Source organism: Alcanivorax sp. VBW004, from assembly GCF_009718865.1.
In the GTDB taxonomy this organism is placed as follows: domain Bacteria; phylum Pseudomonadota; class Gammaproteobacteria; order Pseudomonadales; family Alcanivoracaceae; genus Alcanivorax.
On the sequence record NZ_WNHC01000001.1, the window covers coordinates 2,507,972 to 2,528,806 of the forward strand.

15 protein-coding genes are annotated in these 20,835 nt (G+C 59.5%); 9 read left to right on the forward strand and 6 right to left on the reverse strand.

What is annotated here, in order from left to right; translation table 11 throughout:
• Positions 1 to 173: 173 nt before the first annotated feature.
• The gene (locus F1529_RS11395) at positions 174 to 1,826 is read left to right on the forward strand and encodes a trypsin-like serine protease (RefSeq protein WP_155134809.1); all 1,653 of its coding nucleotides are present in this window, start codon (positions 174 to 176) and stop codon (positions 1,824 to 1,826) included.
• Here the strand turns inward: F1529_RS11395 and F1529_RS11400 are convergent.
• The gene (locus F1529_RS11400) at positions 1,791 to 2,633 is read right to left on the reverse strand and encodes a hypothetical protein (RefSeq protein ID WP_039925853.1); all 843 of its coding nucleotides are present in this window, start codon (positions 2,631 to 2,633) and stop codon (positions 1,791 to 1,793) included. The two genes, F1529_RS11395 and F1529_RS11400, sit on opposite strands and share 36 nt — an antisense overlap.
• 48 nt (positions 2,634 to 2,681) lie before the next feature.
• On the reverse strand, positions 2,682 to 3,815 hold the full coding sequence (locus F1529_RS11405) for an aminotransferase class V-fold PLP-dependent enzyme (RefSeq protein WP_155134812.1): 1,134 nt from the start codon (positions 3,813 to 3,815) through the stop codon (positions 2,682 to 2,684).
• Between the two features lie 216 nt (positions 3,816 to 4,031).
• On the opposite strand from F1529_RS11405, the gene F1529_RS11410 reads away from it, so the two are divergent.
• Together F1529_RS11410 and F1529_RS11415 are read left to right on the forward strand one after the other, a co-directional pair.
• Positions 4,032 to 4,667: a TetR/AcrR family transcriptional regulator gene (locus F1529_RS11410; protein WP_007149564.1), complete on the forward strand. Its 636-nt coding sequence runs from the start codon at positions 4,032 to 4,034 to the stop codon at positions 4,665 to 4,667.
• Positions 4,664 to 5,218, forward strand: coding sequence for a DUF1285 domain-containing protein (locus F1529_RS11415; protein ID WP_155134815.1), 555 nt, complete (start codon positions 4,664 to 4,666; stop codon positions 5,216 to 5,218). Before F1529_RS11410 ends, F1529_RS11415 begins: the two co-directional genes overlap by 4 nt.
• A gap of 67 nt (positions 5,219 to 5,285) precedes the next feature.
• Here the strand turns inward: F1529_RS11415 and F1529_RS11420 are convergent, their stop codons facing one another.
• From F1529_RS11420 to F1529_RS11430, 3 genes are all read right to left on the reverse strand, one after another.
• Positions 5,286 to 6,992, reverse strand: a complete 1,707-nt coding sequence (locus F1529_RS11420; protein WP_155134818.1) for a bifunctional protein-serine/threonine kinase/phosphatase — start codon at positions 6,990 to 6,992, stop codon at positions 5,286 to 5,288.
• A gap of 96 nt (positions 6,993 to 7,088) precedes the next feature.
• Complete coding sequence (locus F1529_RS11425; RefSeq protein WP_155134821.1) at positions 7,089 to 8,558, reverse strand: NarK family nitrate/nitrite MFS transporter; 1,470 nt, start codon at positions 8,556 to 8,558, stop codon at positions 7,089 to 7,091.
• 274 nt (positions 8,559 to 8,832) lie between these two features.
• Positions 8,833 to 10,305, reverse strand: coding sequence for a NarK family nitrate/nitrite MFS transporter (locus tag F1529_RS11430; protein WP_155134824.1), 1,473 nt, complete (start codon positions 10,303 to 10,305; stop codon positions 8,833 to 8,835).
• A 323-nt stretch (positions 10,306 to 10,628) separates the two neighbouring features.
• Between F1529_RS11430 and nirB the strand changes: the two genes are divergently transcribed.
• The 5 genes from nirB (at position 10,629) to F1529_RS11455 (ending at position 18,374) form a co-directional block, all read left to right on the forward strand.
• Positions 10,629 to 13,160, forward strand: coding sequence for a nitrite reductase large subunit NirB (gene nirB, locus F1529_RS11435; RefSeq protein ID WP_155134827.1), 2,532 nt, complete (start codon positions 10,629 to 10,631; stop codon positions 13,158 to 13,160).
• Between the two features lie 3 nt (positions 13,161 to 13,163).
• Entirely contained in the window at positions 13,164 to 13,508 is a 345-nt protein-coding gene (gene nirD, locus F1529_RS11440; RefSeq protein ID WP_063519742.1) for a nitrite reductase small subunit NirD, read from the forward strand.
• Positions 13,509 to 13,533: 25 nt separating this feature from the next.
• Positions 13,534 to 14,787 carry an NAD(P)/FAD-dependent oxidoreductase gene (locus tag F1529_RS11445; RefSeq protein ID WP_155134830.1) on the forward strand — a complete coding sequence of 418 codons (1,254 nt, stop codon included), beginning with the start codon at positions 13,534 to 13,536 and terminating at the stop codon, positions 14,785 to 14,787.
• A complete protein-coding gene (locus F1529_RS11450) occupies positions 14,784 to 17,444 on the forward strand; it encodes a molybdopterin-dependent oxidoreductase (RefSeq protein WP_370457007.1) in 2,661 nt (886 codons plus the stop codon). Before F1529_RS11445 ends, F1529_RS11450 begins: the two co-directional genes overlap by 4 nt.
• Before the next feature lie 78 nt (positions 17,445 to 17,522).
• Entirely contained in the window at positions 17,523 to 18,374 is an 852-nt protein-coding gene (locus F1529_RS11455) for a peroxiredoxin (RefSeq protein WP_155134833.1), read from the forward strand.
• A gap of 364 nt (positions 18,375 to 18,738) precedes the next feature.
• On the opposite strand, the gene F1529_RS11460 is transcribed toward F1529_RS11455, so the two are convergent.
• Complete coding sequence (locus F1529_RS11460; RefSeq protein ID WP_155134836.1) at positions 18,739 to 19,569, reverse strand: ion transporter; 831 nt, start codon at positions 19,567 to 19,569, stop codon at positions 18,739 to 18,741.
• Between the two features lie 109 nt (positions 19,570 to 19,678).
• Here F1529_RS11460 and F1529_RS11465 point away from each other — a divergent pair, with 109 nt between their 5' ends.
• Complete coding sequence (locus F1529_RS11465) at positions 19,679 to 20,698, forward strand: alpha/beta hydrolase (protein WP_007150954.1); 1,020 nt, start codon at positions 19,679 to 19,681, stop codon at positions 20,696 to 20,698.
• Positions 20,699 to 20,835 lie beyond the last annotated feature (137 nt).

The following is a 20,835-nucleotide window of genomic DNA, read 5'->3' on the forward strand; positions in this document are numbered from 1 at the left end:
TGTCGCTAAAAGTGGCAAAAGTTGGCGAAAAATGACTGAACTTGGTGGTCATTTTTCAGCATCTTCAGGTACGAATGTGCCACCATTGTAATATCAGAACTGGGTCACAGGATTACGCCGAAAACCTTAGTTAGTATGCGCTCCGTAACGTAATGCTAACGAAAGGTAATCTTATGTATCGTTTGATGTTCGCCCTGATGCTGGGGATGGGTCTGGCTCAAACGGTATCGGCGCTTGACGCTCAACCTCGGATCATCGGGGGACAGGACGTAGCAACAATCCGGCCGTGGATGGCCGAAGTGGAAATCAGTCGATCCGGAAATCCTGCCTATGGCGCCACACTCTGTGGTGGCACCCTGATCGCACCCGGCTGGGTGCTGACGGCGGCGCACTGCGTGGTGACCTCCAGTGGTACCACCTTGCAGGCGGGGCAACTGTTTGTGGCCCTGGGGAGCCTGGATCGGACGGCGGCCAACCCGGCGGAACGCCTGGCGGTCTCTTCGGTGCGGGTACACCCGGGTTATCGTGCTGTCACTTTCCACAACGATCTGGCGCTGTTGCAATTGGCCTCGGACAGTACTGCCAGGCCACTGGATCTGGCCAAAGCGCAGACCGTGTCTGCGCTGACCCGGGGCAGCAGCGACGAGGCCCTGCTGATAATGGGCTGGGGGTCCACGTCTCCCAGCGGCAATGGCCTGTCCGACTCCCTGCGCGAAGCCCGTGTGGATTATGTGTCCAGCGGCTATTGCGCCAGCCAGTGGAGCAACCTGAGCGGTAACCAGATCTGTGCGGGTGAAATGAATCCCCAGGGTGTCGCCCAGGATTCCTGTCGTGGTGATAGCGGCGGGCCTTTGGTGTATGGCGAGCCGGGGCAGCAATGGCTGGTTGGTATTACCAGCTACGGCCATGAACAGTGCGCCACCGCCGGCGTGCCTGCAGTCTATACCCGTGTGGACCGTTATCTGACCTGGTTGGAACAAACCACCTCGGGCAGCCTGGTGGATCTGGCGCTCACCGGCAGCACCGCTGACACCTATAGCAGCCCGGGGACTTCCGCCACGTTGCGCACCGCCATCGCCAACACCAGCCAGCAGACCCGGGCCAATAACGTGGGCCTGCGAATCACCCACAAGAACGGGCTTACGGTCCGTGTTCCCGGGCTGACCTGTGTGAAGAACAGTGGCTATACAGACTGCCGTGGCAGTGCGGACTTGGCGCTGGGGCAGGAGACCTCGACTTATAGCGTTGGCCTCAGTGCCAGTGGCCGCTGGGTGGATGAAGTTCGCGTCGAGCCGATCAGCAGTGTGTCCCACGATTATTTCGCCAGCCTGGGGGAGAGTTTCAAGCTGGTATTCAGCAATGAGCCGGATGTGGTGCTCAGCCTGACCACGCAGCGGGGCAATGATGACCTGGTGCGGGTCAACGCCCAGGTGACCAATGCGGCGACTCACCAAGCGGCGGCGCGGGTGCGGGTCGGCTTTACCTTGCCGTCCGGGTGGAGCCCGGTGTCACTGCCTGAGAACTGTGCCGGGGGCGGCCTGGTGCAATGCGGGCTTGGCGATATGTCGCCCGGTGAGGTGGCGTCCCAGCAACTGATTCTGGATGGTCAGGGTGACGACAGCCTGGTTGTACAGGTGTGGACCGATAACGGGGATTACCCGGCGAATGATAGCTCGGCGAGCACCCATCCGGCCCAGGCGCGCAACAGTGCGTCCACTGGCGGTACTGCCAGTGGCGGGAGTGATGGCGGCGGTGGCGGGGGCAGTTTGTCCTGGTGGCTGCTGGCGCTGCTAGCCGTGGTGTCCGTTCGGCGGCTCCACCAGTGACAGGTGGCGCTGACGTTCCGGCGCCAGCGCACCCTGATTGCCCTTCCAGGGCAGGGCATCAATCCCCTTGGGGATGGCATCCAGCTGGAAGGGCGCCTTGATAATCTCGAAGTAGGGCGAGTGGTCGAAGTCCGCAGCAGTAATGGCTCTGGGTTGCAGCCGGAGCAAGCGGGCGGCGGGTTCGCTTTCCTTCACCAGCGGCATTACCGGGAATTGCACAAAGCTGAAGGCATCGGCGACGACGGTGCCACTAAGCGCCTTGATCAATTCACCGGCCCAGCGTCGGAACAGGCCGGTGCGCCAGCGCAGGGGCAGCCAGCGCCAGGGAAGCAGGGTCATCATGGCCAGTGCGCCCCAGGACTGGGCGCCCCCGGCGCCAATCCGGCTGATGGCGTAGCGGAGAACATCCTGGGCTTCATTGTCGCTCAGCCCCTGTGCCCGGCAGACGCGAATCTGGCGACCTTCCAGCGCGGACAGCGGTTCCACAATCAGCCCCCGTTCCAGGCGGGCATCGATCACCAGCTGGGTATCCGGTTCGCAGGGGGTGTAGTCCGCCAACAGGGCGCGCAGGGCCGGGTCGGCCACGTCGTGCAGGCGGCCAATATAAAGCACCGCGCGGGCGTAGCGGCTATCGCCGATGACCTTGAAGGTGCGGTCTACGCTGCTGTGCCCAGCTACCAACAGCACGTCACAGGATTTCAGCACCGTGCGCAGGCTTTCCAGGTCTGCACTGGGCTGGCCGCTGAACTGCTCATCCCGCTGCAAACGGCGGCAAATCCATTGATAGAAGGCCAGCTGTCGGTTCATCTGTGAGGCTCCGGTATCCATAACGAGGCGCGTATGAGGTTCAGGAGCTTACAGCAGCTCCAAAGCCTGGTCGATGACCGAATCGGCAGTGTAGAAGTGTGGCGAAAAGCGCACGCCACCGCCGCGTTCTGCGCACACTACGCCGCCTTTTTTCAGGCGCTGGAAGGTGTCGCCCGGGACTTCTTCGGGCAGGCGGAACGTGACAATCCCTGCCCGCCGTTGCGGGGCCGGGGCACTGAGTAGGATGGCGCCTTTGTCGTTCAGCCCTTCGATCAGCCGTTGCACCCGTTGTTGCAGGGCATCGGCCACGGCGTCCATGCCCGTGTCCTGCAGCAGTGACAGGGAGGCATTCAGGGCATGGGCGCCGAGCATGTTCGGGCTCCCGCATTCAAAGCGTTTGGCGGTGGCCGCGGGCTGCCAGTCCTTGCGGGTGTAATTGCCCGGATCGGCCACCATATGCCAGCCATGCTGACGCAGAATCAATTGATCCTGCACCGCGCGGCGGCAATAGAACAGGGCAAGCCCTTCCGGGCCGAGCATCCATTTGTGGCCGTCGGCCACCACAAAATCTGCGTTTACCTGCTCTGCAGAGAACGGCAGCGCGCCGAGAATCTGGATGGCGTCCACACAGAAGAGTGTGCCCTGGGCACGGCAGGCGGCGCCGATGGGGGCCATGTCCATTAGCAGCCCCGTGCCGTACTGGACAGCGGAGAGAGACACTAGGCGGGTGCGTGGCCCCATGGCGTCAATGACATCCTGCTCCGGGTTGTCGCCCTCCAGATTGACCTCGATCACTTCCACGCCCTGCTTGGCCAGGGCTTGCCAGGGAATGCGGTTGGACGGGAATTCCTGATCACTGATGATAATCTGATCACCAGCCTGCCACTCCAGGCCCTGGGCAATGACAGACAGACCTTCGGAAGTGTTCTTGAGCAAGGCGATTTCCTCGCTGCTGACGCCTCCCACCAACCAGGCCAGACGCTCACGCAGCTGCTGCTCGACTTTCAACCAGTGTGGATAATCCCGCGCGCCAATAAATACGTTCTGGCGGGCGAACTCGGTTACCGCGTCCTGGGTACGTTGGGGCCAGGGGGCGACGGCCGCATGGTTGAGGTAAAGCAGGCCGTCCTGCTGGGCAAATTCGGTGGCGAGGTCCGGGGGGCTCCCGTCAGAGTTGGCCATGTTGTGTTGCCTCCGTGCGCTGGGTTGAGCGGAATGCGTGGCGGAAAACCATGACGCTATGCTAACCGGCCCTAGGTTTCCATGAACAGGTATTGGCGAGACGCTGCCGGAAATGCCGCGGTTTGCTATCCGATATGCGTATAAAAAGGGAATGCGTTAGAATTGCGACTGTTCAGTCGGCTTTAGGCCCGCATACCCGGGCGCAAGGAGAAATAGATGGGTGATCTGGAAAAAGCCACACGCAAGGCTCAGGAGTTTCGTCAGCGCGAGCGTGAGATTCTCGATGCGGCTCTGGCCCTTTTTCTGGAAGAAGGCGAAGACCGGGTAACCGTGGAAATGATTGCGGACCGGGTGGGTATTGGCAAAGGTACTATCTACAAGCATTTCGAAACCAAGAACGAAATCTACCTGCTGCTGATGCTGCGCTATGAGGAAGACCTGGCCGGCGTGTTCCAGCAAATTTCCGATGCGGATAACAAGGAACGCTTGGCGCGGGAATATTTCCGTTTCCGGATTTCCGATCCCAAGCGCTATCAGTTGTTTGATCGGCTGGAAAACAAGGTCATCAAGGACCATGCCCTGCCTGAACTGGTGGCCAAGCTGCACAGCATCCGTGAGGCCAATTTTGCGCGGCTCACGGATATCGTGAAAGCCCGCATGGAAGAAGGGTCACTGGAAGACGTGCCGCCGATGTATCACATCTGCTCCGCTTGGGCATTTGCCCACGGCGCCGTGGCGTTGATGGAATCGCCGTTTTACCAGAAGCAAATCGACGACAAGGATGACTTTCTGGATTTCCTGATCGAAATCGGTATTCGCATGGGGAACAAGGGCCAGCGGGGGCCACGATGAAACAGGCCGATGAACTGCTGGCACTACTGGAAAAAGCCGCCGGCGATGAAACCGGCCTGCCGCCGGTGCATCAGTGGAAACCGGAACGCCATGCGGATATTGATATGCGCATTGCCCGCGACGGCACCTGGTTTTATCAAGAGTCGCCCATTGAACGGGAAAGAATGGTGGCGTTGTTTTCCACCATTCTGTTGCGCGAAAACGATGACTATTTCCTGATTACACCCGTGGAGAAACTGCGCATTCAGGTGGACGATGCGCCCTTTGTGGCCACGGAAGTACAGCAGGTGGAAGAAGGCGGAACCACGAAACTGATATTTACCACCAATGTGGGCAGCCATGTGGTTGCCGGCGCAGGCCATCCCCTCTGGGTGAACACTGACAGCGAAACCGGCGAGCCTTCCCCGTACCTGTGTGTGCGAGATAATCTCAATGCGCTGATCGGGCGCTCGGCGTTTTACCAGCTGGTCGATTGGGCCGAGCAGCAGGGTGATACCCTGCAAGTGCATAGCAACGGCGAAACGTTCTCTCTTGGTAGTCTGGCGGACTAACCGCTGACTTTCTTATAGCACTTGTCGGGTGCCTAACCCGACAAGTGCTTGGCCTTTTCTGGTTGCGTCAGCGTAGCGTAACGCTGATAAGCAGCAACACGGCCAAGACCACCACCGCGCCTTTCCACATCCGTAATTGCCAAATATTACTGTCCGCTACCGGTTTATTGCTGCGTACCGGGCGGCGCAGTGCGTCGCGAAATTCTGCCGCATCGGTAAACCGCAATTTCGGTTGCCGTTGCAGGGCTAACTGCAAGACGTTGTTGATCCAGAGCGGAATAAACGCATTGTGGCCTTGCAGGGGAGGAAGCGGACGGTGCACCGATTTTTCATAACGGCCTTGCCAGGGCAGGGCGCCGGTGAGCATTTCATGAATAATGACGGCGGTGGAGAACAGGTCGCTCTGCTCACTGGGCGCTTCGCCTTCCACCAGTTCCGGCGCACTGTAGTGCCGGGTCCCTAACGGAATGCTGGCGGTGTGCTGTTCCATGCCGCGGCAATGGCAGCTGCCAAAATCCACGATGCGGACCAGCCCCTCGGTATCCACCATGATGTTGTCCGGTTTCAGGTCCCCGTGAATCACATCGGCACGGTGCAGGGCCCGCACGCCATTGAGTAATTGATCGGCCAGATACAGTTTTTCTTCAACCGGTGCATCCGGGTGTTCCTTTAACCACTGCTTCAAGGTCACACCGTCGATAAATTCCAGGTGCTGGTACAAACACGAGGGGTTGTCGGGCACGGGCAGAGCATGGAGTAAATGCGGGTTGCGTAACCGATTACCCACCCAACCTTCCATGACGAAACGCTCCAGGGCATCGCGGTCATCTTCCAGATTCACCGATGGCGTTTTCAATACCGATTGTTTGCCGTCGTTGTCTTCCACCAGATACAAGTGGCTGCGCACACTGGCATAGAGCTCCCGTTTCACGGTAAAGCCGTCGATACGGATACCGGCAGACAGTGGCGGGGGAAGCGGCAGGTTGCCACGCTGTTTCAGGGTTTCATCGGCACTGGCATCGGGCAAGCCTTCCACGTGCAGTACCTGGCAGCTGAGGTTGTCATCACTGCCGTTGGCCAGCGCCGCTTCCACAAGGGTTTGCGCCGCCAGTTCCGGCTGGTTGGCGCCACGCAAAATACCCTGCATGCGTGAGCGAGTGAGAAAGCCGTGCACGCCATCGCTGGTTAGCAGATAGACATCGCCCACTTGCAGATCGCTGTTGCTGTAATCCACATCCAGACGTGTGTCACCGCCCATAACGCGGGTCAGTACCTGTCGATTCTCGCCGATCATGCGGCTGTGATCCCGGGTCAGGCATTCCAGCTTGTTGTTGCGCAGGCGCCAGACACGGGAGTCGCCCACCTGAAAGATGTGGGCGGTGCGTGAACGCAAAATCAACAGGGACAGTGTGCACAGATGACTTTCCCCGGCCAGGGTTTGTCGGCAGAGCCAGCGGTTCAGGGCTTCCAGCACCCGCTGGGCAGAGCGGGGCACGCTCCATAGTGCCGGGGTGGCGTAGTAATCGCTGATAAAACCGAGCACACAGGATTCCGCCGCTTCCCGGGCCGCGCCCGCACTGGACAGGCCATCGGCCAGTGCCGCCACAATGCCCTTGGTGCGCATCAGCGAGCCTTCCGGTATCTGCATGGCCAGGGCGTCCTGATTATGCAGCTTGGGGCCGCTGTCACTGAATTGGCCGATACGCACCCGTGGGTGCAGATCCGGTTCGACCGGGGGGGCTGCCATGTTTGCCGGGGCGGTGGACGCATCCATCGTGGTGGCTCCTGTGCCGTTAACGAGCGGTTCTTGTTTATCTATGGAGTGGGCCGGCATCCCTGCCGGCCTGGTAGCTACTTCGGAGGGAAAACGTTATCCCACCTCAATCAGCTGAACATTGCCGTCGTCATCAATTTCCGCAATGTGACCCTTGGGTTCGTCCAGGAACTGAACCGCAGCCAGAGACACTGCCGCGCTGGCGGCAATCACCAGGAAGAACGTGGATGGATCGACGAACGTGAGCACGGTCAGGAAGATCACCGCACCGGCATTGCCGTAGGCGCCGACCATGCCGGCAATCTGTCCGGTGAGGCGGCGTTTGATCAGAGGCACGGTGGCAAACACGGCGCCTTCACCGGCCTGCACGAAGAACGAGCAGCACATGGTGGCGATCACGGCCAGCGCGATGGGCCAGCTGCCAGCAATCTGGCTCATCATTCCGTAGCCCACCATCAGGCCACACAGCATGATCGCCAGGGATTTCTTGCGGCCAAACTTGTCAGAGACCCAGCCGCCACCCGGTCGTGCGACCAGGTTCATAAAGGCGTAGCCAGACGCGAGCAGGCCGGCGGTCACTGCAGACAGGCTGAAGGTGTCGGTGAAGAACAGCGGCAGCATGGAGACCACGGCCAGTTCTGAACCAAAGGTCACCATGTAGGCCAGATCAAGAATGGCCACTTGCTTGAAGCTGTAGCGGTCGTGTTCCTCGACGCCGGTTTTCAGGCGTTCATGGTTAACGCGCCAGGCCTGCCCCAGCTGCACGACCGCCAGGCTGACGATCAGCGCAGCCAGCATGATTTGCGTGGTGGTACCGAACAGATCCAGATTACTGGGGCCCAGGCGCCATACAATCACCAGCAGCGCGATATACAGCGGCAGGCTCATCAGCAGGTAGAAAAACAGGTCCTTGCGGCTGCTGACTTCCAGTGCACTGGCTTTTTTGGGTTTGAAATAGGAGGCGCCCGCCGGGGTGTTGCGAGCCCGCCACAGGAAGAAAACACCGTAAGCCATCGCCAGTGCACCGGTGCTGGCAATTGCCCAGCGCCAGCCATTGTCCCCGCCGAACAGCAGCGCCACGGTAGGAAGCGTAATGGCCGCAGCGGCAGAGCCGAAGTTGCCCCAGCCGCCATAGATCCCTTCGGCCAGGCCCACTTCCCGGGCCGGAAACCATTCACTGATCAGGCGGATGCCGACCACGAAGCCAGCCCCCACAAAACCCATCAGCAGGCGGGTGACCGCCAGTTGCTCGAAGCTGGTCGACAGGGCAAAGGCCCAGCAGGGAAACGCGGCGAGTATCAGCAACAGGCCGAACACCCGCCGTGGGCCAAAGCGATCCACCAGCGAACCAATCACGACGCGGGCAGGAATCGTCAATGCCACGTTAAGAATCAACAGCGCCTTGATCTGTTCTGCACTTAGATCGAAGGCTTCGCGCAGGTGGCCCATTAAGGGCGCGTGGGAGAACCACACGACAAAGGTAATAAAGAAAGCGAGCCAGCTCAGGTGCAACAGCCGGATGCGTGGCGCGGAAAAATTCAGCAGGTTCAGCTTGTCGGCGCTCATGGTATCTCCATACACGGAAGCATTGATGACAAGTGTGGATAAAGCAATCTGCGTGCCAGTTTGTAACGTTATGATTTTAATGAATTAATTTTGTTTTCTTGTGCGTTTTCAGCAAGCAGGGTGCCTGTTGGTGAAACGACAAGCTGTAGGGTGGTGCACGAAAAGTGTTCGTGATTGGGGCATTGCCCCCCACCCACAGAACCGGGATAGAGCCCCGGTCCTGTGGGTGGATGATGGATGAGAGGCGCGATGAAGCGCGCGCATGTGGGGCCATTCAGCTCACTTCGATTAGCTGAACGCGGCCATCTTCATCCACCTCTGCAATGTGTCCCTTGGGTTCGTCCAGAAACTGGACGGCAACCAGTACGGCGGTGGCACAGGCGGCGATTACCAGGAAGAAGGTACTGGCATCCACAAACGTCAGGGCGGTGAGAAAGACCACGGCGCCGGCGTTGCCGTAGGCGCCGACCATGCCGGAGATTTGCCCGGTAAGGCGGCGTTTGATCAGCGGCACAGTGGCGAAAATGGCACCGCCGCCGCCCTGAATAAAGCAGGAGCAGACCATGGTGGCCGCCATGGCGAGCAGCACAGGCCAGCCGCTGTTGATCTGGCTGAGCAGCACAAAACCCATCAACAAACCGCAAAACAGAATAGTCAGGGATTTCTTGCGGCCAATGCGGTCAGAAAGCCAGCCGCCACCGGGGCGCGCCACTAAATTGGTGAAGGCAAAGGCGGACGCCAGCAAGCCGGCGGTAACCGGAGTGACTTCGCTGAACGTGTCGAGGAAGAACAACGGCAGCATGGAATTCACTGCCAGTTCCGAGCCGAACGTAATGAAGTAGGACAGGTTGAGAATGGCCACCTGCTTGAAGGGATAGCTGTCTTGTTCCGGGGCGCTTTGCTGCCAGCGTTCGCGATTGACCTGCCATATCTGTGATAACTGAATGGCGGCCAGCAAACTGACAGCGACGATGAAAATGGCCTGGGTGTTGTTGTCGTACAAGCGGAATCCTGCCGGGCCCAGCCGCCACACAATAATGTACAACGCGATGTACAACGGCAGGCTGGCGCCAATATAGAAGAACAGGTCACGCCGGTTGCTGACTTCCAGCGCACTGGCTTTTTTCGGTTTGAAATAGGAAGCGCCGGCGGGGGTATTGCGCGCGCGCCACATAAAGAACAGCCCGTACAGGAAGGACATAAAGCCGGTGCTGGCCACCGCCCAGCGCCAACCGTCTTCGCCACCAAAAAACAGGGCCAGAGAGGGAAGTGTGACGTAAGAGGCAAAGGCACCGAAGTTCCCCCAGCCGGCATAAATACCTTCAGCCAGGCCCACCTCCCGGGCGGGAAACCATTCACTGATCAGGCGAATGCCGACCACGAAACTGGCGCCCACAAAACCCAGTAGCAAGCGGCTGATCGCCAGCTGCTCAAAGCTGTTGGACAAGGCAAAAGCCCAACAGGGCAGAGCCGCACTCATTAGCAGGGTGGAGAAAACCCGCCGCGGGCCAAACCGGTCCACCAGGGAACCAATCACCACGCGTGCCGGAATCGTCAGGGCCACGTTCAGAATCAGTAGTGCCTTAACCTGTTCGCCGGTCAGGTCGAAGACGTCGCGCAGGTGCCCCATTAAGGGGGCGTGGGAAAACCACAGGGCGAAACTGATAAAGAACGCCACCCAACTTAAATGGAGAAGGCGGATTCGTGGCAATGAAAAATTCAGAAGATTGAGTCTATCTGCGCTCATGACTACTCCATGCATGGGCGATTAACGGTGGGGGTTGCGAGCAACTCCTGTGCCAGCCAGTTAACTGTTTGATTTGTCTTGGGTAAGCGGTGTTGTTGCGAGGGAAATGCACCGGCTGTGCGCAAAGGGAGAGCGCGATTGTGGTTCATATCGGTGCACATAAAAGTGCATTCATCTCGTGCACTGGCGCATTAAAAGAAAGCAGGTTTTTTGTGGTTATTCGGAAAAAAAGAGAATAAATCCATAAATTACATAGAGTTATAAAGTTGGCATAGGGATTGCTGTAGTGCGGGTGTCAGTTACGCACCGCGAGGGTGAGCCTTATGGCAAAGCAACAACTTCTTCTGATCGGCCACGGGATGGTCGGACAACGTTATCTGGAGTCTCTGGTGGCCCAGGGTGGCCGGGAGCACTTTGATATTACGGTACTGTGTGCCGAGCCGCTGCCGGCCTATGACCGCGTAGGGCTGACCAGCTACTTTTCCGGCAAGACCGCCGACGACCTGTCGCTGGTGCCGGAAGGCTTTTTTGAAGAGCACGACATTACGCTGAAACTGAATACCAAGGTGGACGCGATTGATCGGGCCGCTAAAACGGTCACCACCAACACCGGTGAGACCCTGCCTTATGACAAGGTGGTTCTGGCCACCGGTTCCTATCCGTTCGTGCCGCCGATCCCCGGTAATGATCGCGATAACTGCTTTGTGTACCGCACCATCGACGACCTGGATGCCATGATTGCCGCCAGTAAAACCGGCAAGGTGGGCACGGTTGTCGGTGGCGGCCTGCTGGGCCTGGAAGCGGCCAAGGCGCTTCACGATCTGGGCCTGGAGACCCACGTGGTGGAATTCGCCCCGCGCCTGATGGCCGTGCAGGTGGATGATTTTGGTGGCGGTTTGCTGAAAGACAAGATTCAGGAACTGGGTGTCACCGTACACACCAGCACCGGCACCCAGGACATCGTGGATGGTGAACACTGCACACACCGCATGAATTTCGGTGACGACAAGCATCTGGAAACCGATGTGATTGTCTTCTCTGCGGGCATTCGTCCCCAGGACGAACTGGGCCGGGCCTGCGAGCTGGCCATTGGCGAACGCGGCGGCATCGTGGTCAACAACCATTGTGTCACCTCCGATGAGCACATCTATGCCATTGGCGAAGTGGCGTTGTGGGAAGGTCGCATCTTTGGTCTGGTGGCGCCGGGTTACCAGATGGCCGAAGTGGCTGCTGAACACCTGATGGGCAAAGCCGAACAGCAATTTGCCGGTGCGGACATGAGCACCAAGCTGAAACTGATGGGCGTGGACGTGGCGTCCATTGGTGATGCCCACGGCAACACGCCCGGTTGTCGCAGCACCGTGTTCATGGACCAGACCGCCGGTGTCTATAAGAAAGCGGTAATCAGTGAGTGTGGCAAGAAACTGCTGGGCGCTGTGCTGGTAGGGGATGCCGCAGATTACGGCAACCTGTTGCAGCTTTGCCTAAACGAAATGGACCTGCCCGGTGACCCGTCTGCGTTGGTGGCGCCCATGTCTGATGGTGCGCCGCTGCTGGGCGCCGATGCGCTGCCTGACACAGCGCAGATCTGTTCCTGTAATAACGTTTCCAAAGGCGATTTGTGTGCCGCCATCGACGCTGGCGCCCAGACCGTGGGCGACCTGAAAGCCTGCACCAAGGCATCGGCTACCTGTGGCGGTTGTTCCGCGCTGGTGAAGCAGGTGCTGGACAGCGAGCTGGAAAAACGCGGTGTGGAAGTGAACAACCACATTTGCGAACACTTCGCGTATTCCCGTCAGGAAATCTATCACCTGGTACGCGTCGGGCAGATCACCACCTTTGACGAGCTGCTGGAAAAACACGGTAGCGGTGACGGCTGTGACATCTGTAAGCCGACCGTGGCCAATGTGCTGGCTTCCTGCTGGAACGACTGGGTGCTCAACAAACCCCATGCCGGGCTGCAGGACACCAACGACTACTTCCTGGGCAACATGCAGCGCGACGGCACCTATTCCATCGTGCCCCGTGTGGCCGGCGGTGAAATTACCCCGGACAAACTGATCGTGCTGGGGGAAGTGGCCAAGCAATACGATCTTTATACCAAGATCACCGGCGGTCAGCGGGTGGACTTGTTCGGTGCCCGTGTCGAGCAGTTGCCGGAAATCTGGAAAATCCTGGTGGATGCCGGTTTTGAAACCGGGCACGCCTACGGTAAATCCCTGCGCACGGTGAAATCCTGTGTGGGCTCCACCTGGTGTCGCTACGGGGTGAAAGACTCCGTGGGCACCGCCATCCAGGTAGAGGATCGCTATAAAGGCTTGCGCAGCCCGCACAAGATCAAGATGGCGGTGAGTGGTTGTACCCGAGAGTGTGCCGAAGCGCAAAGCAAAGACGTGGGCGTGATCGCTACCGAGAAAGGCTGGAACCTGTATGTGTGTGGTAACGGCGGCATGCGTCCGCGCCATGCGGATCTGTTCGCGTCGGATCTCACCGATGAGCAGCTGATCAAGACCATCGACCGTTTCCTGATGTTCTACATCAAAACGGCGGACCGCCTGCAGCGCACCAGCGTCTGGCTGGAAAACCTGGAAGGCGGACTGGACTACCTGAAAGACGTGATCCTGAACGACTCCCTGGGCATGGGCGACGAACTCGAAGCGCAGATGCAGCACGTGATCGAGACCTATCAGTGCGAGTGGAAGTCCACCATCGAGGATCCGGAAGCGGTGAAACGCTTTAACCACTTCATCAATGAGACCGCCGAAGCGGATGACAACCTGGCCTACGTGCGTGAGCGCGGCCAGCGTCGTCCCGCCTACGAGCATGAACGCATCGAACTGGTCGAGGAGGCGTAAGCCATGAACAGCGCAGTGACCGTGGAATGGAAAGCAATCTGCAGCGTTGACGACGTGTTGCCGGGCACTGGAGTGGGCGTGCGTCTGCCCTCTGGGCAGGCGGCATTGTTCCGCACCCGTGATGGCAATTTCTATGCGTTGGACAACATGGACCCGTTTAGCCATGCCAACGTGCTCAGCCGGGGGCTGCTGGGCTCATTGGGTGACAAGCGTGTTGTCGCCTCACCGCTGTACAAGCAGCACTTTGATCTGGAAACCGGGCAATGCATCGAAGACGACAGCGTCAAGCTGACCGTGTACCCGGTGCGTGTGCAAGGTGATGTGATCGAACTGGCCACCCCGGCCTGAAACAAATCGACAGGGCGATGCGCGCATGAAACGACTGGTTGTAGTGGGTAATGGCATGGCGGCTTGCCGTCTGCTGGAAGAGCTGACCCGCCTGGCACCGGATCTGTATCAGATCACGGTGGTGGGGGATGAGCCCTTCGCCGGCTATAACCGCGTCATGTTGTCGCCGCTGTTGGGTGGTGGCACCGATGAGAAAACCATTACCACTCATCCCCACCAGTGGTATCGGGATCGCAATATTCGCTTGATTACCGGCACCCCGGTGGTGGCCATTCATCGCCGCCGGCGGCAGGTGGAAACCGCCGCCGGGCACCTGCTCGATTATGACCGGCTGTTGCTGGCCACGGGAGCCGCGCCGCGTCAATTGCCGGTGGAAGGCGTCACCCTGGATGGCGTTGTCAGTTTTCGGGATCTCTACGACGTGCGACGGTTGTTGTCGCTTTCGGCTGCCCGGGTGGTGGTCGTGGGCGGCGGTTTTTTGGGGCTAGAAGCCGCTGATGCGCTGGTGAAGCAGGGGCACGACGTGACTCTGGTCCACAGTCGCGGCCATCTTCTCAACCAGCAGCTGGATGAAAGCGCAGGGCACCGCCTGCAACAGGACCTGGAGGCCCGCGGGCTGAAGTTCGTCATGCAGGCGCGTACCCAGTCCATCGAAGACAACGGCCAGGGCGCGGTTGCGGCCGTTCACCTTGCCGATGGTCAGCGGTTGCCGGCGGATTATGTGGTGCAGGCGGTGGGCATTGTGCCGCGAGCCGAGCTGGCCGCCAGTGCCGGGCTGACCGTGAATCAGGGAGTGCGGGTAGACGACACCCTGCAGACCTTTGATCCGGCCATCTATGCCATTGGTGAGTGTGTGGAACACCGCGAGCGCACCTTCGGCCTGGTGGCGCCGCTGTACGAGCAAGCGGCGGTCTGTGCCAGCCACCTGGCCGAGCTGGGCCATCGCCGTTATCTGTACGCGGATTCCGCCACACGATTAAAAATTTCCGGTATCGATCTGGTGTCCTGTGGCGATTTTCTCGGTAACCGGGACAAGGGAAAAGACCAGGGAGAAACCCTGCAGCTGAATCTGCCCGGCAGCTACCGGCGTGTACAGATTCGCGATAACCGTGTGGTTGGCATGGTGTTGTACGGCGATGTGTCTGACGCCCCGTTTTTTGAAAAACTGTGGAAGGAAAAGGCAGACATCAGCGCGCTGCGTGAAACCCTGTTGCTGGGGGAGGCTTTCTGCAAACGCCCCGGCGACAGTGATGAGCATTCGGAGGAAGTCGCTGCGTGAGTGTTGAAGCGAAGATCCAGGAAACGGAGCCAAAGAACGCCCCGTTATCTACCTGTACGACCTGCCCGTACTGCGGCGTGGGTTGTGGTATCCGCACCGACGGCGTAACCCTGAAAGGGGACACGCAGCACCCGGCCAATGCCGGGCGGCTCTGCGTCAAAGGTTCATCGGTACTGGAAACCCTGGGCGATCAGGACCGCCTGCTGAATCCGGAAGTGGATGGCGAGGTGGTGTCCTGGGACCAGGCGCTGGATGAAGTGGCAGGGCGGTTCCGCCGCATCGTCGACGAGCACGGCCCGGATGCGGTGGCGTTCTACGTTTCCGGCCAGCTGCTGACAGAAGATTATTACGTGGCCAACAAGCTGATGAAGGGCTACATCGGCAGCGCCAATATCGATACCAATTCCCGCCTGTGCATGAGCAGCGCCGTGGTCGCCCACAAGCGGGCGTTTGGTGAAGACGTGGTGCCCGGCTGCTACGAAGATCTGGAGCTGGCGGATCTGGTTATCCTCACCGGGTCCAATACCGCCTGGGCGCATCCCATCGTGTACCAGCGCATCGTGGCCGCCAAACAGGCGCGCCCGGACATGAAAGTGGTGGTGATTGATCCTCGCCGCACGGCTACCTGTGACCTGGCCGATCTTCACCTGGCCATTCGCCCGGGGCAGGACGTGCCGCTGTTCAATGGCCTGCTCACCTGGCTGGACGACAACAAGGCGCTGGACCAGGCCTACATCGACGCCCACACCGAAGGCTTTCAGGCGACCCTGGAAACTGCCCGCAGCCAGGGCAACGATTGGGAGGCACTGGCCGCGAAGATGGGCGTGAGCAAGGTGGACCTGACCACGTTTTACCACTGGTTCGCGGCCTGCGAGCGCACGGTTACCGTGTTTTCCCAGGGCGTGAATCAGGCCCGCAATGGGTCTGACCAGGGCAATGCCATTATCAATGCCCACCTGGCCACCGGCCGTGTCGGCAAGCCCGGTGCCAGCCCGTTTTCCATCACCGGGCAACCCAACGCCATGGGGGGCCGGGAAGTAGGTGGGCTGGCCAATCAGCTGGCGGTGCATCTGGATATCGACAACCCGGCGCACCACGCCGCCGTGGCGGACTTCTGGCAGGCGCCGGCATTGGCCACAAAAAATGGTCTTACAGCGGTTGAGTTGTTCGAGGCAGTTTCCAGCGGCGAGGTCAAAGCCGTGTGGATCATGGCCACCAACCCGGTGGATTCCCTCCCGGAAGCGGACAAGGTGCGCCAGGCATTGATGGCCTGCGACACCGTGGTGGTGTCCGACTGCGTGGCCAGCGGTGACACGCTTGCCTGCGCGGATATTCGCTTGCCGGCCCTGGGCTGGGGCGAGAAATCCGGCATGGTCACCAACTCCGAGCGATGCGTATCGCGCCAGCGGCCATTTGTGCCAGCTCCCGGGCAAGCGAAAGCAGACTGGTGGATTATTACCGAAGTGGCTCAACGCATGGGCTTTGCCGACGCCTTTCCCTACCAGCATGAACACGACATTTTTGCCGAGTACTCGGCGCTCACCGCGGTGGCTGGTCAATTTGGCAAGCGGCTGGATTTGACCGGAGCCGCGGATCTGAGCGCCGACCAATATGCCCAGTGGCAGCCACAGCAGTGGCCGCTGAACGGCGACCCTCGCTGCTATGCCGACGGCCAGTTTTCTACCCCCAGTGGCCGGGCCCGTTTTGTGAGCTGTGAAAATCCACCCGTGCGCCAGATCGGTGATGCCTTCCCGATTATTCTCAACAGCGGGCGGATTCGGGACCAGTGGCACACCATGACGCGCACCGGCCGTGCCGGGCGCCTGTTTGCCCACCTCAGTGAGCCCTTTGCGGCGTTGCATCCCCAGGATATTGAGCGTTACCGGCTGCAGGAGGGCGGCTTCGTGCGCCTGACCAGCCGTGTCGGTGATGCGTTGGTGCGGGTCACCCGCGATACCGGGCAGCGCCCCGGCACCGCGTTTATGCCCATGCACTGGACCGATCAGTTTTCTCGCCGCGCCCGGGTGGATGCCCTGGTGCCGGCACGTCTGGATCCGCATTCCGGTCAGCCGGCGTTCAAGCATACGCCGGTGAATGTCAGCGACTGGCAACCCCGCTGGCATGGCTGGTTGTTCACGGCGGCGTCCCCACCCGCTGTGGAGTACTGGGCCCGAGTTCCCGTCGATGCATTTTTGCAGGCGGGCCAGGTACAACGCTATCGGCTGGCCGGCGATGCGGACCTAACCGAACAACAGCTCCACGACTGGTTGCCGCAGGCGGCGCAGTGGCTGGCGCTGAACGATCCCGCCACGGGGCATTACCGGCGCGCGGCGCTGGACAAGGACGGCCGCTTGCTGGCCTGGCTGGCCATTGGTGAAACCCTGCCGGTGTGCGACGTGGATTGGCTGGCAGACTGCTTTGCTGTGGAGGCGGACATCCAGCACATGGCGATCCTGGCCGGGCAACCGGCGGATGCCGGCCCGGATCTGGGGCCAGTGATTTGCAGTTGTTTCCAGGTCCGTCAGAAAACCATCGAGGGTGTGGTGGAAGAGGGCGCGGATTCCGTGGAAGCCATTGGCAAAGGCTGCCAGGCGGGCACCAATTGTGGCTCCTGTATTCCGGAGCTGCGGGGCTTGCTGGAAACCTGCACCAGCTGATTTCCCTCTGGCATCATTTTGCTTGTAACGCGGGTTCCCGTTTCGCATCTTATCCACTGATTCGAAACGGGAACGACGATGAAAAGCCTTAAATCACTGTTTATCTCCACGTTTATTTCCCTGGCGGTGTTCACCACCGGCATGGCGCTCTGGCAACTGTTTACCGGCGGCGGCTGGCCGTGGGCGGTATTGCTGCTGACCTGTGTCCCCTCGGTGGGATTCTTCAGTTATCTGTTCGTATGGAAACCGGCTCGCACCAGCGAGAATTTGCCAACGGTATTTTGGCCGACCTTGCTGGGTACGCTGGCGGTCATCAGCCTGGCATTGGCCGGGCAGGCCTGTGTGGTGATGGTTAGCCTGGCGATTCTCAACCTGCTTGGGGTGCACGCTTATATCCGCTGGTATAGCCGCTACGGCACTCGCGAGGCGAATGTGGCACTGGGTGAACCGTTGCCGGCCGTCACCTTCACGAACCTGGAGGGCAAGCCGGTAACCGTGGCGGATTATGCGGGCCAGCCAATGGTGATGCTGTTCTTCCGCGGCAACTGGTGCCCGTTGTGCATGGCACAGATTCGTGAAGTGGCAGCGCAATATCAGTCACTGCAGGCCCAGGGGGTTCGGGTGGCATTGATCAGCCCGCAATCCCATAGCCAGTCTGCGGACCTGGCGAAGCAATTTCAGGTGGACTTCGAGTACCTGCGTGATGATAACAACCAGGCGGCGCGAGCCCTGGGCATTATGGATGCCGGCGGTACCCCGGCCGGGTTGGAAGCGCTGGGTTACGACAGCGATACGGTCATGCCAACGGTATTTATCGTCGATGCCGAAGGTCGGCTGGTGTATCAACACCTGACAGACAATTACCGGGTCCGCCCGGAGCCTGATCTGTTTATTCAGGTGTTGCGCGAGAAGGGCCTGATTGACAGTTAAAAGCAGGGGCGAGCTACGAGCTACGAGCTACGAGCTACGAGCTACGAGCTACGAGCTACGAGCTACGAGCTACGAGCTACGAGCTACGAGCTACGAGCTACGCTCGCTTCGATAAAGAAAGGCGGAAAAGTTCCTCAGCATCTGCTTTTCTACGAAGCCGCTGCAGGGACTCTCTGTGCCCTTCGGGTATGCCTGCAAGCGATGTAGCGGCGGTCGAAGGTTAATTGCTTGCAGGCAAGCTCCCACAGTAACAAGTTACTGTAGGAGCGCCGCTTGGGGCGCGAACCGTGCACAGCACGGCATCGTCCGCAGGACGATCCAAGCTAGAAGCTAGAAGCTAGAAGCTAGAAATCTGCCGTTGTCTTTAACCATCCGGTCCTTTCAGGGAAAGCTTCGGTAATTCTTCACCGCATTGCAGGCAAAAGCGGGCATCGGGCTCGTGGGAATGGCGGTGGCATCCTGGGCATTCACGCTCATAGCGCATGCTCACGCGGGCGGCGGAAATTTCGGCGGTCACAATCCCGGTGGGCACGGCAATAATCGCATAACCGGTGATCATGGCCAGTGAGGCGATAAGTTTCCCCAGGCCTGTCTGCGGTGAAATATCCCCATAGCCAACCGTGGTGATCGTCACAATAGCCCAGTAAATGCTCTGGGGAATACTGGAAAAACCATTCTCGGGGCCTTCCACCACATACATCAGGCTGCCGAAAATAATAATCACCACGAACACGGAAAACATGAACACGGCGATCTTGCGTCGGGTGCGGATCAAGGCAATACCCAACTGGTTGGCCTCGCCCATGAACTTGGCCAGTTTCATCACCCGGAATACGCGCAGTACGCGCAAGGCCCGGATGGTGAGCAGGTAATTGGAGCCGGGGATCAGCAGGCTCAAGTAGGTGGGGATAATCGACAACAGATCCACAACGCCAAAAAAGCTGCGTGCATAACGGAGCGGCCGTTCGCTGACCCACAGCCGGATGGTGTATTCAATCGTAAACAGAATGGTGAAGAACCATTCGGCGGCGTACAGCGCGATACCGTATTCTTCGTGCAGGCTGGACACACTGTCGAGCATCACGGCAATAACACTGCCCAGAATTGCCACAATCAGAATGATGTCGAATAACTGCCCGGCGGGGGTGTCGGTGCCGAAAATAATGTGTTGCCAGCGTTGCCGCAGGGTTTCCATACGCGGGTTGAATCCTTGACCGTGGATGAACAAAGTGTGACTTATTGTGGCTTGTTCAAGCCGGGATGACCACTTAGGCTCAAGTCTCCATTGTGGGACGGCCAAAAGCATGGCAGACAACAACAAGAAACATTATCCGGCCCGGAGCTGGCAAGGAAAAGTGATCACCCGGACCATCAAGGGTGTGGTCAAACCGGTGGTCAGCCGTATCCGTTTTAGCCGCCGTTTCATGAAATTCTCTCAACTGGGGTTTGATGCCGTTACCCTGGCTTTACCAGTGCCTTCGTCAGTGCATATTGCCCGCGCTCATATGGGGGGCGTCCCCGGTGAGTGGCTGATTGCCGGGCGCAACGTGCGCAGTAATCGGGTGGTGCTGTATTTTCACGGCGGTGCCTATTTTTTCGGATCGCCCCGTTCCCATCGGGCGGTGACCTGGCGACTCAGCCGCGAGTGTCGCGCCAAAGTGCTGGCGCTGGATTATCGCCAGCCCCCGGACTGGGCCTACCCTGCACCCCTGGAAGATGCGGTGCGCGCTTACAAGGCGTTGCTGGATACCGGTTACCGGCCGGAGCATATCGTGCTGGCGGGGGATTCCGCTGGTGGTAATCTTTCCCTGGTCACCTTGCTGCGATTGCGTGAACTGAATCTGCCGTTACCTGCTGCGGCTGTGCTGATCAGCCCCTGGGGCGATCTCACCTGCAGTGGAGAAAGCATTCATCGCAACGCAGAAAGCGATCCGTTGATCCCGCTTGGTGCATTGCGCTTTGTGGCCAAGTCCTACAGCCGGGGCCAGGATGCTGCTGCGCCCTTGCTGTCCCCCGTGTTTGCCGATTACACCGGGTTGCCACCATTGCTGATTCAGGTGGGCAGTACCGAGGTGCTTTACAGTGATGCGGTGCGGGTGGCGGACCAGGCCGAGCGGGCGGGGGTAGAGCATACGCTGCAGGTTTGGGAGCAGATGCCCCATGTGTTCCATGCCCTGGCCGCCTGGTTGCCCGAGGCCAGTATGGCACTGCGCGAGATTGGCGTATTTGTAAATGCCAGGCTAGGCCACAGTGATGAGGCTGCCCATGTACGGGCCCGTGCGCAGATTGCCGGAGGCAATTCCTGGCGCTCTGCCAAGGGGTAATTCCGCAGACTGTAATCAAAAAGTTGTCTTGAGCCTTGTTCAGACACTAATGGGTAACGCTGGCTACGCTTGTTAACAGTCTACCAACCTCCTTGCTCTACAGCAGATTGCACATCCCTTCCATAGTCGTTGATACC

Bases quoted from the DNA above. Each gene is read 5' to 3' on its own strand.
- F1529_RS11395 (WP_155134809.1), top strand. From the start codon at position 174: ATGTATCGTTTGATGTTCGCCCTGATGCTGGGGATGGGTCTGGCTCAA.
- F1529_RS11400 (WP_039925853.1), bottom strand. From the start codon at position 2,633: ATGAACCGACAGCTGGCCTTCTATCAATGGATTTGCCGCCGTTTGCAG.
- F1529_RS11405 (WP_155134812.1), bottom strand. From the start codon at position 3,815: ATGGCCAACTCTGACGGGAGCCCCCCGGACCTCGCCACCGAATTTGCC.
- F1529_RS11410 (WP_007149564.1), top strand. From the start codon at position 4,032: ATGGGTGATCTGGAAAAAGCCACACGCAAGGCTCAGGAGTTTCGTCAG.
- F1529_RS11415 (WP_155134815.1), top strand. From the start codon at position 4,664: ATGAAACAGGCCGATGAACTGCTGGCACTACTGGAAAAAGCCGCCGGC.
- F1529_RS11420 (WP_155134818.1), bottom strand. From the start codon at position 6,992: ATGGATGCGTCCACCGCCCCGGCAAACATGGCAGCCCCCCCGGTCGAA.
- F1529_RS11425 (WP_155134821.1), bottom strand. From the start codon at position 8,558: ATGAGCGCCGACAAGCTGAACCTGCTGAATTTTTCCGCGCCACGCATC.
- F1529_RS11430 (WP_155134824.1), bottom strand. From the start codon at position 10,305: ATGAGCGCAGATAGACTCAATCTTCTGAATTTTTCATTGCCACGAATC.
- nirB (WP_155134827.1), top strand. From the start codon at position 10,629: ATGGCAAAGCAACAACTTCTTCTGATCGGCCACGGGATGGTCGGACAA.
- nirD (WP_063519742.1), top strand. From the start codon at position 13,164: ATGAACAGCGCAGTGACCGTGGAATGGAAAGCAATCTGCAGCGTTGAC.
- F1529_RS11445 (WP_155134830.1), top strand. From the start codon at position 13,534: ATGAAACGACTGGTTGTAGTGGGTAATGGCATGGCGGCTTGCCGTCTG.
- F1529_RS11455 (WP_155134833.1), top strand. From the start codon at position 17,523: ATGAAAAGCCTTAAATCACTGTTTATCTCCACGTTTATTTCCCTGGCG.
- F1529_RS11460 (WP_155134836.1), bottom strand. From the start codon at position 19,569: ATGGAAACCCTGCGGCAACGCTGGCAACACATTATTTTCGGCACCGAC.
- F1529_RS11465 (WP_007150954.1), top strand. From the start codon at position 19,679: ATGGCAGACAACAACAAGAAACATTATCCGGCCCGGAGCTGGCAAGGA.